Source organism: Armatimonadota bacterium, assembly GCA_025059775.1.
Classification (GTDB): Bacteria; Sysuimicrobiota; Sysuimicrobiia; order Sysuimicrobiales; family Sysuimicrobiaceae; genus Sysuimicrobium.
In genome coordinates, this window is the sequence record JANXCW010000020.1 from 1 (window position 1) to 13,883 (window position 13,883).

11 protein-coding genes are annotated in these 13,883 nt (G+C 70.0%); 5 read left to right on the forward strand and 6 right to left on the reverse strand.

The window, feature by feature from the left end:
* Both N0A24_11225 and N0A24_11230 read right to left on the reverse strand, forming a co-directional pair.
* The coding region (locus N0A24_11225) for an aldehyde dehydrogenase family protein (GenBank protein ID MCS7173919.1) at positions 1-1,183 on the reverse strand (1,183 nt) is incomplete at its 3' end.
* Positions 1,184-1,269: 86 nt separating this feature from the next.
* A complete protein-coding gene (locus tag N0A24_11230; protein ID MCS7173920.1) occupies positions 1,270-2,148 on the reverse strand; it encodes a LysR family transcriptional regulator in 879 nt (292 codons plus the stop codon).
* A gap of 102 nt (positions 2,149-2,250) precedes the next feature.
* Between N0A24_11230 and N0A24_11235 the strand changes: the two genes are divergently transcribed.
* The 4 genes from N0A24_11235 (at position 2,251) to N0A24_11250 (ending at position 8,404) form a co-directional block, all read left to right on the forward strand.
* Positions 2,251-3,612, forward strand: a complete 1,362-nt coding sequence (locus N0A24_11235) for a permease (protein ID MCS7173921.1) — start codon at positions 2,251-2,253, stop codon at positions 3,610-3,612.
* Positions 3,613-3,678: 66 nt separating this feature from the next.
* Positions 3,679-5,655 carry a formate dehydrogenase subunit alpha gene (fdhF, locus tag N0A24_11240; GenBank protein MCS7173922.1) on the forward strand — a complete coding sequence of 659 codons (1,977 nt, stop codon included), beginning with the start codon at positions 3,679-3,681 and terminating at the stop codon, positions 5,653-5,655.
* Complete coding sequence (locus N0A24_11245; GenBank protein MCS7173923.1) at positions 5,652-7,535, forward strand: NAD(P)H-dependent oxidoreductase subunit E; 1,884 nt, start codon at positions 5,652-5,654, stop codon at positions 7,533-7,535. Before fdhF ends, N0A24_11245 begins: the two co-directional genes overlap by 4 nt.
* Positions 7,532-8,404: a 2Fe-2S iron-sulfur cluster-binding protein gene (locus tag N0A24_11250; protein MCS7173924.1), complete on the forward strand. Its 873-nt coding sequence runs from the start codon at positions 7,532-7,534 to the stop codon at positions 8,402-8,404. The genes N0A24_11245 and N0A24_11250 overlap by 4 nt, the downstream gene beginning before the upstream one ends.
* Positions 8,405-8,414: 10 nt before the next feature.
* Here N0A24_11250 and N0A24_11255 read toward each other — a convergent pair whose 3' ends face one another.
* From N0A24_11255 to N0A24_11265, 3 genes are read right to left on the reverse strand one after another with little or no spacing between them, the layout of a single operon-like run.
* Positions 8,415-9,266: an aminotransferase class IV gene (locus N0A24_11255; GenBank protein MCS7173925.1), complete on the reverse strand. Its 852-nt coding sequence runs from the start codon at positions 9,264-9,266 to the stop codon at positions 8,415-8,417.
* A complete protein-coding gene (gene pabB / locus N0A24_11260) occupies positions 9,238-10,695 on the reverse strand; it encodes an aminodeoxychorismate synthase component I (protein MCS7173926.1) in 1,458 nt (485 codons plus the stop codon). The genes N0A24_11255 and pabB overlap by 29 nt, the downstream gene beginning before the upstream one ends.
* 4 nt (positions 10,696-10,699) lie before the next feature.
* Positions 10,700-11,104, reverse strand: coding sequence for a hypothetical protein (locus N0A24_11265; protein MCS7173927.1), 405 nt, complete (start codon positions 11,102-11,104; stop codon positions 10,700-10,702).
* 202 nt (positions 11,105-11,306) lie between these two features.
* Between N0A24_11265 and fdhD the strand changes: the two genes are divergently transcribed.
* Positions 11,307-12,134, forward strand: a complete 828-nt coding sequence (gene fdhD / locus N0A24_11270) for a formate dehydrogenase accessory sulfurtransferase FdhD (GenBank protein MCS7173928.1) — start codon at positions 11,307-11,309, stop codon at positions 12,132-12,134.
* Here fdhD and N0A24_11275 read toward each other — a convergent pair.
* A complete protein-coding gene (locus N0A24_11275; protein ID MCS7173929.1) occupies positions 12,131-13,864 on the reverse strand; it encodes an amidohydrolase family protein in 1,734 nt (577 codons plus the stop codon). The two genes, fdhD and N0A24_11275, sit on opposite strands and share 4 nt — an antisense overlap.
* Between the last annotated feature and the right edge of the window lie 19 nt (positions 13,865-13,883).

The window sequence follows — 13,883 nt, forward strand, 5'->3', positions numbered from 1 at the left end:
CGTCTCCGTCCGCGGGCTCCCCGCCGCACAGGAGCCGGCCCTCCCGCTTCCCGACCTCCACGTAGTCCAGGATGGACCGGTAGGCGCGCTCGTTGATCACCGGCCCCACGGGGTAGTTGTCCTTGGCCGGCCCCACCTGGAGAGATCGCACCTGCTCCACGAACGCCTCCAACACCTGCTGGTAGACCGGCTCGGTGACCACGAGACGCGACCCCGCGGAGCACTTCTGGCCCTGGTACCCGTAGCCGGAGGCCACCGCCGCGGCCACCGCCTCCTCCAGGTCCGCGTCTTCCGCCACCACCACCGCGTTCTTGCCGCCCATCTCCGCGATCACCCGCTTGAGCCACTTCTGGCCCGGATGGATCCGGGCGGCCTGCTCGTAGATGCGGCAGCCCACCTCCCGCGAGCCCGTGAAGGCCACCATGCGGACCCGCGGGTGGGTCACCAGCCCTTCCCCCACCACGGAACCCGAGCCCGGCAGCACGTTCAGCACGCCCGGTGGAAGGCCTGCCTGCTCCATCACCTCCAGGAACACGTACGCGGTGGCGGGGGCGTCGCTGCTGGGCTTGAGCACCACGGTGTTGCCCGCGGCGATGGCGCCCAGCGCCATCCCCATGGGGATGGCGAGGGGGAAGTTCCACGGCGGGATCACCGCCACCACGCCCAGCGGCTCGTACGTGTAGTACGAGATCTCTTGAGGGTGAGGGGTCGTGGGCTTGCCCTCCGCGTAGCGGAGGATCTCCCGGGCGAAGTACTCCAGGTGGTCGATGGCCTCCGCCACGTCCGCGTCCGCTTCCGCCCAGTTCTTGCCCACCTCCAGCACCATCCACGCCGCGGCCTCGAACTTGCGGCGGCGCAGTAGCTCCGCGGCCCGCAAGAACAGCGCGGCTTTTTCCTCCGGCGGCACCCGCTTCCACGCGGGAAACGCGCGCCAGGCGGCGTCCACCGCACGGTCCACCAGCTCCGCGGTGGCCATCGGCGCCCGGGCCACCACCTCGTCCTTCTTGGAAGGGTTGCGGGACTCGAAGGTCTCCGGCACCCGGAGGCGCTGCCTACCGATCACCACGGGCAGCTCCACGCCCAGCTGCCCCTCCACCGCGGCGATGGCCTGACGCATGGCCCGCTGGTGGGCCTCCACGCGGAAGTCGGTGAAGGGCTCGTTACAGAACTCCGGCAGGCCCATGGGTCACCCCCTCGTGACGCCCCCATTATAGCCGGGGGCCTTCAGGGCGGGTCTCACGGTTCAGGGGCCTCAGATGGTGCAGCCGCTTATGCGGAGCCGAATAGAGTCCGCAGGAGCTCGATGAGGGCCTGGCCGAAGCGATCCGGGGGGCGGGTCCTGTGCCAGCACGCACACACCCACCGCCGCAGTGGAAGCCCCTGCACCCGTACCGCGGGCCCTTCCTCCGGTCGGAGGCAGAACCGGCTGAGGAACGCGGCCCCCATGCCAGCCCGAACCGCGGCCTTGAGCGCTTCCGGGCTTCCGAGCTGTCCCGCCACCCGGAGTCGGGCAAGCGGAACACCTGCCTGTTCAAGCGCGGACAGCACGGTTGCCCGGGTCGCGGACCCCGGCTCCCGGAGCACGAGGGGGATCCGGGTCAGGGCTTCCACGTCCAGGGGATCCGGTGGGGGGTAGCCCGGGGGAAGCAGCAGCACGATCTCGTCCTCCACCACCGGCTCCACCACGAGTTCAGGGCTGGTCGGGGGTTGGCCCACAAATCCCAGCTCCACCTGACCGGCCCGGACCCACCCCACCACCGCCTCCGTGTCCCCGATCCACACCCGCACCTCCGTCTCCGGAAACCGGTCCCGGAATGCCAGGAGGGCCCGCGGCAGCAGGTACTCGCCAGGGAGGGTGCTTGCACCTACGGTGAGAGGGGTGATCCGGCGGGAGCTCAACTCCCGCATGGCCCGCTCCAGCCGCTCCACCTCCTCCAGCACCCGCTCCGCGTGTGTAAGCAGGATCCGGCCGGCTTCGGTGAGCTCCACCCGCCGCGTGGTACGCACGAGCAGCCGGGTGCCGAAAAGCCGCTCCAACCGCCGGATGTGCTGGCTTACTGCAGGGCGAGTCAAGGCGGCCTGCCGCGCCGCCGCCGTGAAACTTCGGGTGGCGGCCACGAACCGGAAGACCCGGAGGGACTCCAGCATCTGCAAGAATAGGTAAAAATTCGAAACCAAATTTGTCAAGGAAATTTACGCATGTTTGCAAAAGGCATAAGGTATTCCCGGATTCCACGAGGAGGTGACGCGATGGCATCCCCGCAGGCTTCCCGTGCACCGCTTGCGGAAGGCCGTCCGACGGCGGCGCGGTATCCTCTGCTCCTCGGAGCGTTCCTGGGATCCGTGGGGCTCCTGCTGCTGACGGTGGTGGATCTGCGGCGCGGGTTTCTCTTTTCCCCGAGCCTGTACACCAAGGTGGGGTCGCCCTCCGCCATCCTCTACGTCCACCCGGTCCATCTCCTGGTGCTTTTTGTGGCGCTTCTGGCGAGCGTGGGGCTGTACCGGGCGCTCGTCCGGGGAGAGCGGGGGGCCGTCGCGGCAGGCGTGGATCTCCGACGGGCCCGGAACCTCACCGCGGGGGTACTGCTTGCGGCCCTCGTGGTGGACCTCTTCGTGTACCGGGGCGTACAGGCCTCGCGGATCGCTCAGGCGGGCACGCTCGGCGTGAGTTTCGCCTTCCCGGTGAGCGCTTTTCCGGGGTGGGTGCGGCCGGTGGCGGAGGCGGTGAACTACCTGCTTGTGGTCTGGCACGCCACGGCGTTGGGGATCCTGATCGGGGGGCTTTTGCTCGTGCTCCTGCGCATGCCTGGTGGAGCTGGCGGGCTTGAGCGGATGCTGCGGATCGGAGGCCTCCGGGCCCACGTGGCGGGTGCCCTCCTGGCGCTCCCGTATCCCTTCTGCTCCTGCTGCGCGGGACCTTTGGGCGCGAGCCTCTCCCGGGCGGGCACGAGTCTGGAGGCCATGCTCTCCTTCCTCGTGGCCTCGCCCATGTTGAACTTGACCACCCTCGTGCTTGCCACCGCCCTGTTGCCCGCGCCCTATGCCCTCCTGCGGATCCTGGGCGGGGTGGTGCTCGCGGTGTTCGGAGCATACCTCGTGTCCCGGTCGGTTCGGGCCTCTGGCCGCGTGGTGGCCTACCGCCCGAGTCCCTGGATGGCTCGCCTTGCGCGCCTCCTGGCGCTGGAGCAGGAGCTTGCGGAGGAGGATGCACAGACCCCCGCGCGCTTCGTGGCGGCCTGGCTACGGACCTCGTGGCGGCTTGGGCGGGTGGCGGTGCCCGTGCTGTTCCTTGCCGCAACGCTCACCGGGGCCCTCGCGCCGGTGATCGTATCCTTCGCGGGACGCAACGATCTCCCCAGCGTCCTCAAGGCCGCCGCCGCGGGAACCCTCCTCATGATTCCCACCTGGACCGAGCTCGCGGTGGCAAGACCCCTCCTTCAGCAGGGCATGGCGGGGCCCGCGGCCGCGCTGCTCCTCACGCTGCCCGCGGTGAGCCTGCCGAGCCTCGTGGTGGTGGGGATGGCCCTCGGGGATTACCGGCCCTGCGCGCTCCTCGCAGGGGTGGTGTTCCTTGTGGGAGTCCTCTCGGGGGTGGCCTTTGGGGGGCTGTAACCCCTTTCCTGGACCAGGTCCCCGGTGGTACGCTGGCTCCAGCCCCACGGAGAGGGGGTGAGCGAGGTGGCGATCGGGCGGACGTTACTCGGAAGCGATCGGCAGGGGCTTCCCGGACCGGACGTACGCCTCACCTATCCGCTCGTGCGCAGGGATGGACGCCTCGTCCGGGCCAGCTGGGAGGAGGCCCTGGACCAGTCCGCGGAGGGGTTGCGGCGCATCCGGGAGCGGTACGGAGGGCAAGGGTTCGGACTGTTCAGCTGCTCCAAATCCACCAACGAGCTCAATTACTTGGCCGGGAAGTTCGCGCGCCAGGTGATGGGCTCGAACAACGTAGACAGCTGCAACCGTACCTGACACGCCCCCAGCGTCGCCGGTCTGGCGGCGGTGTTCGGAGCAGGGGGAGGAACCAACTCCTACCGGGAGATGGAGGAGACGAACCTCATCCTCCTGTGGGGTTCGAATGCCCGGGAGACCCACCCGGTGATGTTCCTCCATATGCTCAAGGGCGTGCGGAACGGTGCGCGCCTCGTGGTCGTCGATCCCCGGCGGACCTCCAGTGTGGCCTTCGCCCACCGGTGGCTCCCCGTGCGGGTGGGGACCGACATCGCCCTGGCCAACGCCATGGGCCGGTACATCATCCACGAGGGACTCCTGAACGAAGAGTTCATCCGGGAGGCCACGGAGGGGTTCGAGCGGTACCGGGAGGCGGTGGAGCCCTACACCCTGGAATACGCGGAGGCCGTCACCGGAGTCCCTGCGGAGCTCATCGCGGCCACGGCCCGGGAGTACGCCACGGCCCCCCGGGCCATGATCTGCTGGACCCTGGGCATCACGGAGCACCACAACGCGGTGGACACCGTCTTCAGCCTCACGAACCTCGCCCTCCTCACGGGCCACGTGGGCCGGTACGGATCCGGCCTCAACCCCCTGCGGGGACAGAACAACGTGCAGGGGGGCGGAGACATGGGAGCGCTCCCCAACCGGCTCGTGGGGTTCCAGAACGTGGAGGATCCGGAAGTCCGCGCCCGGTTTGAACGGGCCTGGAACTGCGTCATCCCCCCCAAGGCGGGCTGGCACCTCACCGCCATGTACGACGCCATGGAGGAGGGGCTGCTGCGGGGGCTATACGTGATCGGCGAGAACCCCGTACGCTCCGATGCGAACGCCGGTCGCATCCTCCGGCTGTTCCAGGAGCTGGAGTTCCTCGTGGTGCAGGACCTGTTCCTCACCGCCACCGGGGAGCTCGCGGATGTGGTGTTGCCCGCGGCCGCGGCCTGGTGCGAGTCGGAGGGGACCGTCACCAACAGCGAGCGGCGGGTTCAGCGGGTGCGCAAGGCCCTGGAACCCCCAGGGGAAGCTAGGGATGACATCTGGATTCTCCAGCAGCTCGCCCGCCGGCTCGGGCGGGACTGGGACTACCCGGATGCGGAGGCGGTTTGGAACGAGGTCCGGGAACTCTCGCCCCTGCACCGGGGCATGAGCTACCGCCGATTGGAGGAGCTGGGCGGGATCCAATGGCCGTGTCCCCACGAGGACCATCCCGGGGAGCAGTTCCTCCACAGCCGACTGTGGAAGCGCCCGGTGGAGGGCCCACGGGCGCCGTTTATGCCCACCCACTACGAGCCACCCGTGGACCAGGTGAACGAGGAGTATCCGCTTTTGCTCACCACGGGTCGCCGGCTTTACTTCTTCAATACGGGCGTACAGACCGCCCTCTATCGGACCCCGGTGCCGCAGGAGGAGTATCTCGTTCTCCACCCTCGGGACGCCGAGCGGTACGGCATCGTCCATGGGGACCGGGTGCGGATCTCCTCCCGGAGGGGATCTGTGGAGGCCACCGCGTGGGTGGACACCACCGTCTCGCCGGGCCTGTGCTTCATGACCCTGCACTTCCCGGAGAAGACCCCCACGAACCTTCTCACCGTGGACGCCGCGGATCCCAAATCCGGGACCGCGGAGTTCAAGGCCACCGCGGTCCGGGTGGAGCCGGTCTCGAGGGAGCGGGTCCCCGTGGGGGCCGGGAGGGAAAAGGCTCCATGAGCGCCGCGCCCCTCCGGGGATGGGGGGTGGAGCTCCAGCGGCTGGAGCACCTGCCTCCTCCCGCACCCGAGGAACGGCAGGCCCTGGAACAGGTCTGGGGCCACCTGCGGCCGGAGGAGCGAAAGGGAAGGCGGGACCTCCTGCTCCCGGCCCTGTGGGCGGTGCAGGAGGCCCGGGGATGGATCTCGTACCCGGCGGCCGCGGCCATCTGCCGGGAGCTGGGGCTACCGCTCGCGGAGGTGTACGGGGTGGCGAGCTTCTACGCCCTGCTGGCCACCGAACCCCGGCCGCGGCGGGTGATCCACCTCTGTGATGACATCGTCTGCATGCTCCGGGGTGCGGAGGCCCTGGCGAGCACCTTGCAGCGGCACCTCGGGAACCCCCTTGAGGAGCCCGCCCGCGGAGAGACATACGACGGCAGTTTTCCCCCTCCCGGAGCGGCATTGCCCGATGCCTCACCGCCGCCCGTAGGCTGGAGCCGCTCCCCTTGCCTGGGCCAGTGCGAGCGCGGGGCGGCGGTTCTGGCGGGGGAGCGCGTACTCCTGGGAGTTACCCCGGAGACGCTGGAGGAGGTGGTGCGGGCGTGGGTGCGGGGAGAGGAGGGACCGGCCGAAGCCCCAGCCCTGCCCACCCATCTAGGCTGGAGGGGGGAGGGAACACCGCTACTCCTGGCCCGGTGCGACCGGATGGTGCCCACGTCTGTGGAGGAGTACCGGGCCCTCGGCGGGTATCGGGGGCTAGAGCGCGCGCTCCGGATCGGCCCGGAGGCCACCCTCCAGGAGGTGGAGCGCTCCGGGCTCATCGGGCGCGGCGGCGCCGCCTTCCCTACCGGTCGGAAGTGGGCCCTGGCAGCCCGCGAAGCCCCGCCCCGGTACGTGGTCTGCAACGCGGACGAGAGCGAGCCCGGGACCTTCAAGGATCGGGTGCTCCTCGAGAAGGACCCATTTTCGGTGATCGAGGGGCTCACCATCGCCGGGTACGCAGTGGGAGCCGAACGGGGCTACGTCTACGTCCGGGGTGAGTATCCCGAAGCCTATCGGACGCTCATGCAGGCCCTGGAGGTGGCCCGGGCCGCGGGGTATCTGGGGGAGCGGATCCTCGGGACGGATTTCTCCTTCGACGTCGAAGTCCGCCGGGGCGCGGGGGCCTACGTGTGCGGGGAGGAGACGGCCCTCTTCAACTCCATCGAGGGGTTCCGGGGGGAGCCCCGGAACCGGCCGCCCTTCCCCACCCAGGTCGGGCTGTTCCGGCGTCCCACGGTCATCAACAACGTGGAGACCCTCGCCTCCGTTCCTCCCATCCTCGTGCGTGGAGGCGAGTGGTACGCGCGGCTGGGGACCGAGCGCTCCAAGGGCACCAAGCTCGTCTGCGTAAGCGGGCACGTGGTGCGCCCCGGGGTTTACGAGGTCCCCTTCGGCACCCCGATCCGCACCGTCCTCGAGGACCTGGCCGGAGGCGTGCCGGAGGCCCGGCGGATTCAGGCAGTGCTGTGCGGGGGAGCCGCGGGTACGTTCCTCCTGCCCGAGGAGCTCGATACCCCCCTCGCGGTGGAAACCCTCCAGGCCATTGGGGCTGCCCTGGGCTCTGGCGCCCTCGTGGTCTTCGACGAGCGGGTGGATCTGTGGGCGGTGGTGGAGCGCATCGCGCGGTTCTTCCGGGACGAGTCCTGCGGCCAGTGCGTTCCCTGCCGGGTAGGGACCCAGCGCCAGCTGGAGCTCGTGGCCGAGCTGCGGCGTAGGGGTGGGCGGGTGGACCCAGAGCTGCGGGGACTCCTCCAGGAGCTCGCTCAGGTGATGCGGGACGCCTCCATCTGCGGGTTGGGACAGCTCGCACCGAATGCCGTCCTGAGCAGTCTGCGGCTCCAGGAGAGGGCGCCATGACCACCGAGGTACAGACCGCGTGCATCACCCTGGAGGTGGACGGACAGCCCATCCAGGTCCCTGAGGGGTCCACCCTGCTGGAGGCCATCCGGGCCATGGGCAAGGATATCCCCACCCTCTGCTACCACCCGGCCCTGGAACCCATCGGGGTCTGCCGCATCTGCGTGGTGGAGGTGGAGGGATCCCGCACCCTGGTGCCTGCCTGCATCCGGAGGGTGGAACCCGGGATGCGGGTCCGTACGGATACCCCGCGCGTCCAGCTCAGCCGGCGTATGGTGGTGGAGCTCCTGCAGAGCGCAGTGGACACCAGCCTTGCTCCAGACGTGCAGCGCTACGCGGCGGAGTACGGCACCAGCCCCGAACGGTGGGAGCCGTTCCGGGGGGATGGCCGTCGCGCGGGCCGCGCACCCAAGATCGATAACGACCTCTACGTACGAGACCTGGACCGCTGCATCCTCTGCTACCGGTGCGTGCGGACGTGCGGGGAGGAGGTGCAGAACAGCTTCGCCATCGCGGTGGCCGGACGGGGACTCGCTGCCCGCATCGATCCTGGGTTCGACCTGCCGCTTCCCGAGAGCGCCTGCGTGTTCTGCGGGAACTGTGTCGCGGTCTGCCCCACGGAAGCCCTGGTGTTCCGAACCCAGTTCGGGATGCGGCAGGCGGGCACCTGGGACGAAGAGCGGCAGCGGGTGGTCACCACGGTGTGCCCGTACTGCGGGGTGGGTTGCCAGCTCGAGCTCCACGTACAGGACAACCGCATCGTCAAGGTGACCGCACCTCTCGAGGACCCCATCACCCGTGGGTTCCTCTGCATCAAGGGTCGGTTCGGCTGGACCTACGTGCACGCGGGGGTGGATCCGGAGCCGTAGAGCCCCGAACTCAGCCCGCGAAGAACCGGTTCCACAGCGCAGCCCGGAACACCTCGTTGAGGGAGCCGCCCGGGGGAAGCGGGATGTGCGTTCCGTCTGGCAGACGCACGGACCGGAGAGGGACCACGAGGCGCACCGCGTTGGTGAGGAAGGCTTCCGAGGCCTCCCGCAGCGCCTCCACGGGCACGGTGACCTCCCGCACAGGGATTCCCTGAGCCCGGGCCAGTTCCAGGATGAGGGACCGGGCGACGCCGGGAAGGCACCCGGTGGCGAGGGAAGGGGTGTACAGGACGCCCCCGCGGACCCAGAACAGGTTGGTGGCGGATCCTTCCGCGAGATTCCCCTCCGTGTCCCGCAGCAGCGCCTCCCCGCACCCCGCGGCCCGCGCTTCCTCACGGGCCAGGATGAGGGGAAGGGCGCTTATGGTCTTGAGCCCTATGGCCGGGGAGCGGGGGTCCCGGCGGAGGGAACAGAGGAAGGCGTCCACGGGCTCTACTGCGGGATCCAGGGGTTCAAGCTGGAGGAGGAGGGTGGGGTTGGCTTCCGGGGGCGGATCATAGCCCCTGGACCCAGGCCCCCGGGTGAGGGTGATCCGCAGCACCCCGTGTTCTACGGGCACCCGTTCCAGGACCTCCCGAGCCGCCGCCCGGAGATCCCACGGGATGGGAATCCGTAGCCGCTGCGCACCCGCGTGAAGCCGCTGGAGGTGGTAGGCAAGGAGAGGAGCACGGCCCCGGTACACCCGGGTGGTCTCGAACAGGCCGTCTCCCAGCAGGAATCCCCGATCGTTGACCGGGATCCGGGCCTGGTCGGCCTCCACCAATCCTCCCGCGCTACTGAGCCACACGAACCGCGAAGCCATCCTCCTCCCACAGGGCCCGCACCAGTCCCAGGGCCTTCGCCAGGGATTCCTCGTACTCCGAGGCGGGATCGGAGTCCACCACGACCCCTCCCCCCGCGTGGAAGTACACCTTCCCCCCGGCCACCACGAAGGTCCGGATGGCGATGTTCAGATCCATCCCCCCGTCCCACCCCAACCACCCGATGGCGCCCGTGTACACCCCGCGGCGCACGGGCTCCAGCTCCTCGATGATCTCCATGGCGCGGACCTTTGGGGCCCCTGTGATGGACCCACCCGGGAAGGTGGCCCGCAGGAGCCGCGCGGGCACCACCTCCGGCCTCAGCCGTCCTTCGACCACCGCCACCGTGTGCCACACCGTGGGGTAAGCCTCCAGGCGCCGAAGTTCCGACACCCGGACCGTGCCGTATTCGCACACCCGGCCCAGGTCGTTGCGCTCCAGATCCACGATCATCACCAGTTCCGCCAGATCCTTCTCACTCGTGAGGAGATCGTGGGCGTTGCGGAGATCCTCCTCCGGAGTCCTCCCACGCGGCCGTGTCCCCTTGATGGGTCGGGTCTCCACCCGCCGGGTGCGGGGGTCCACGTGCAGGAAGCGCTCCGGCGAGGCGCTCACCACGGCCCATCTGCCTCCATCCAGGAACGCGGCGAAGGGCGCGGGGTTGGTGCGGCGGAGCCGGCGGTACAGGAGCCACGGATCCCCGGACCAGGGGGCGGAGAACCGTTGGCTGAGGTTCACCTGGAAGATGTCGCCCGTCCGGATGTACGCCAGGGCCCGCCGCACCGCGGTCTCGTACTCCTCCCGGGTGAGCGTGGAGCGCAGCCTAGACCGTTCGGGGAGGTCGGGTTCCAAGGCTGGCTCCGGACGTCTCGCCGCGGCCTCCAGGGCCCGGAGGAGGAAGCGCACGTGATCCTCCACCGCTTCCTCCCGGCCCGGCAGAACCCGGGCCACCACCGCAGCCTTGCGCCCGCGGTGGTCGAGGACCACCGCGGCGTCGTACCACGCGATCCACAGCTCCGGCAGGCTCAGATCGTCACGGGCGAGCGTGGGGAGCCGCTCCACCTGGCGGCCAAGGTCGTAGCTCAGGTAGCCGATTCCGCCGCCCGCGAAGGAGGGCCAATCCGCTAGGGGCTCCGCAAGCCCCGTCTGCCCCCGCGAAAGCCCCGCGCCGAAGAACTCGAGGACCCGCTGGAGTGCCGCGAACGGGCAGCCGGTGAGGGTGGATCTGCCCCCGGCGGTGTGGAGGACGAAGCGGCCTCCGCGGCCCGTGAGGACCGCGAAGGGACGGACGGCGATGAAGGACCGCAGACACAGATCCTGCGGTCCTCCTGCGCTCTCCAGCAACACCCGGCCTGGCTCCCGGGGGAGGGCTTCGAGCACCGCCGCGGCGCTCGGCGGGTAGGGCCCGGGGATCCGGATCAGGCGGTCCATGTTCTCACATCACCTTGCGGGGCTCGCCGCCGAGGTACCCCGTGAGCCCCACCAGGAGCGCACCCAACACCGCCAGGATGCCGATGGCAGCCCGGGCCCGCGGGGCCCTCCAGCGCAGCAGGAAGCTCGCGAGGTAGGCGGCGGTGGCCCCGTAGGCGAGGAGGCTGTGCGTGACGTGGCGCTGCAGGAAGGCCGTGCCCACTCCTTCCCGCGCCAGGCGCGCGTAGTCGTAAAATGCGGTACCGATGGCCACCGCCGCGGCCAGTAGCCCCAGCCCCACTAGCCACAGGGCCATGGTCCGGTACACCTCTCGGGGTCGCCACCACGCCAGCACGTCGAACAGGAGGCTTGTGAGCCACAAGGCCACGGGGAAGTCCGTGACCGGTGCGTGGAAGAGAAAGGTCACCATGCGGATCCTCCATCCCGGTGTGTTCCGCCCTCATGCGGATGCTAGGGCACCGGGACCGCGGCGTCAAAAGGGCGGGTGATCCAGTGTTGCACGGGCGCCCGAGGAGGGGCATGCTGCAGAAGGATGGAGTGAACCCAGCGGCAGCAGAGGGGTTTGCGGAGGTGGAGCCATGGGTGGGGGGCGGCCTGCTTCGAAGGTACGCATGCAGGTGCGGGTGGTACAGGGGAACCGGGTGGAGGTGCGTGGGGACCTCTTGGCCACCGAGGAGCCCATGGAGATCCGGCTGGTGGCGGGAGAGCACCGAAAGACGGTGGCGGTGACCATGCGCACCCCCGGCCACGACTTCGAGCTGGCCGCGGGGTTCCTCTTCACGGAAGGGGTCGTGACGCACCGGGAGGAGATCGCCCGTATCTCCTACTGCGTGGATCCGGATCTGGATGCCGAACAGCGGTACAACGTGGTGAACGTGGAGCTGCGCACGGGGATCCTCCCGCACCTACCGTCCCTGGAACGCCACTTCACCACCACGAGCGCCTGCGGGGTGTGTGGGAAGGCGAGCCTGGAGGCCCTGCGGCTGCGGGGGTGCCCGATCATGGCCCAGGGACCCGTGGTGGAGGCCGCGGTGCTGTGCGCCCTGCCCGAGCAGCTGCGGGCGGCCCAGAGCCTCTTTGCCCTCACCGGCGGGCTGCACGCGGCGGCCCTCTTCGACGCAGAGGGAAGGCTTGTGGCCCTGCGGGAGGACGTGGGGCGGCACAACGCCCTGGACAAGCTCCTCGGGTGGGCGTTCCTGGAAGGGAGGGTGCCGCTGGCGGAGCACGTGGTACTGGTGAGCGGCCGGGCCAGCTTTGAGCTGGTGCAGAAGGCGGTGGTGGCTGGAGTTCCGGTTTTCTGCGCGGTCTCCGCGCCCAGCAGCCTCGCGGTGGAGGTGGCCCGGACCTTCGGCGTGACCCTGGTGGGGTTCCTGCGCGGGGACCGCTTTAACCTGTACAGCGGGCCCGAGCGTGTTCGGATCCCCGCGCCCGTGCCTTAACCGCCGGAGCCCAACGGCTCGGGTGGCCGCAGCAGGCGGTTGGCCCGGAGGTCCCACAGCCCCTCCCCCGTAAGCCGAACCCGCGGAAGCCCGTCGGAGGGCAAAAACAGCAGGGTGTAGAAGACGTCGTCGTGCAGGTACCCGCGGGCGCGGAGCAGCCCTGTGAGCTGCTCGGTCCGCGCCGCCACCTCCTCGTAGGGAAGTGCGCTCATCAAACCGCCGAAGGGAAGAGGCAGTTCGAACAGCACCGCCCCCTCCTCCACCAGAGCGACTCCGCCGCCCATCGCCTGGACGCGCCGTACCGCCAGGGCCATGTCCTCCGGGTGCTGGCCGCACACCAGGAGCTCGTGCGCCACGTTGAAGGTGCAGGCGAGTCCCCCGAGCCGGCGGGCGAAGTTCCCGAGGGGCGCCCGAACCATCCATTGTCCCCGGTGGTCCAGCAGCGCGGCGAGGACCACGCCCTCCGGGAGCACCGCGCGCCCTCCCCGCACGGGCACGTTCCAGTCCCGGCGTCGTGTGATCACCGTGTTGTCCAGCTCCATGCCCACCAGGGGAGCCTCCGGGCCCTGCGCGGGGAAGGTGAACCACTCGGGTTGCGGGCTCCAATCCGCTCGAAACCGTGGCGGGAAGTACCGGGCCCAGTCCACCTGCGGAAACCCGATGCGCAGCTCCCCCCGCTCCACCGCCGCCTGGCCCTTGGCGATGACCCGCTCGGGGGTGGGGTCCTCGAGGGAGCGGAGCACCAGCAGATCCGCGAGCCGCCCCGGGGCTACCATGCCGAACTCCTCGTCGAGCCCGTAGTACGCGGCGGGGTTTAAGGTGGCCAGGGGGTAGGCGGTGAGGGGGGAAAGACCGCTGTGCATGGCCACCCGGAGGAGGTGGTCCAGGTAGCCGTGTCGGGCCACGTAGGCCACATCCGAGCCGTCCGCGGTCAGCATCAACCGCCCCAGGGCCGGGCCCGCCTGTCGGGCTACCTCCGCCAGGGCCGGTAGGTCCTGGCGGAGGGAGGAGTGGCGCAGCATGACGTGTAGACCGCCGCGCAGCCGGTCCCGAGCCTCCTGGGGGGTGATGGGTTCGTGGTCGCTGCTGAGCCCCGCGGCCACGAGGACCTGCACCCGGTCGTAGGGGACTCCCGGTAGATGTCCCTCCGCCCGCTTGCCCATCCGCCGGGCCCGCACGAGCTTGCGCAGCGCGCTTTCCTCTCCCCGATAGAGCTCGATCCAGCGGGTGAACTCTCCCACCGCCACCACAGAGGGCAGGTGGAGCACGGTCTCCACCAAGTCCAGCTCGAACCGTTCGGATCCCGCGGACCGGGTGGGCCGCTGGAACCGCAGGAACCACAGGTACTGCACAGCGAGCGAGTGCAGCGTCTCCAGCAGCTCTCCCCACAGGCCCGGGTCCGCGAGGGAGAGGAAGGCGAGGGTGTCCGCCACCAGGGTGGTAGTGCCCGTGCGCAGCACCATGCGGGCGAACTCCGTGGGGGTGATCAAGTGGGTGGGGTGGGTGTGGGGCTCCACGTAGCCCGGCACGATCACCTTCCCGGTGCAGTCCACGACCTCCGTCTCCGGTCCGAGGAAGTCCGTGGAAGGCCCCACGTACGCGATGCGCCGACCCGCCATCGCCACGTTCGCGGGCAGCACCTCACCCGACTGCACGAACAGCACCTCTCCGCCCACCAGGGCGAGGTCCGCGGGCCGCTCCCCCCGCGCCACCCGCATGAGGAGCTGCACTTCCTCCAGCGTGCGTCGG

Excerpts from the sequence above, each read along its gene's own strand:
- N0A24_11230 (MCS7173920.1), bottom strand. The coding sequence starts at position 2,148 with ATGCTGGAGTCCCTCCGGGTCTTCCGGTTCGTGGCCGCCACCCGAAGT.
- N0A24_11235 (MCS7173921.1), top strand. The coding sequence starts at position 2,251 with ATGGCATCCCCGCAGGCTTCCCGTGCACCGCTTGCGGAAGGCCGTCCG.
- N0A24_11245 (MCS7173923.1), top strand. The coding sequence starts at position 5,652 with ATGAGCGCCGCGCCCCTCCGGGGATGGGGGGTGGAGCTCCAGCGGCTG.
- N0A24_11250 (MCS7173924.1), top strand. The coding sequence starts at position 7,532 with ATGACCACCGAGGTACAGACCGCGTGCATCACCCTGGAGGTGGACGGA.
- N0A24_11255 (MCS7173925.1), bottom strand. The coding sequence starts at position 9,266 with ATGGCTTCGCGGTTCGTGTGGCTCAGTAGCGCGGGAGGATTGGTGGAG.
- pabB (MCS7173926.1), bottom strand. The coding sequence starts at position 10,695 with ATGGACCGCCTGATCCGGATCCCCGGGCCCTACCCGCCGAGCGCCGCG.
- N0A24_11265 (MCS7173927.1), bottom strand. The coding sequence starts at position 11,104 with ATGGTGACCTTTCTCTTCCACGCACCGGTCACGGACTTCCCCGTGGCC.
- fdhD (MCS7173928.1), top strand. The coding sequence starts at position 11,307 with ATGCAGGTGCGGGTGGTACAGGGGAACCGGGTGGAGGTGCGTGGGGAC.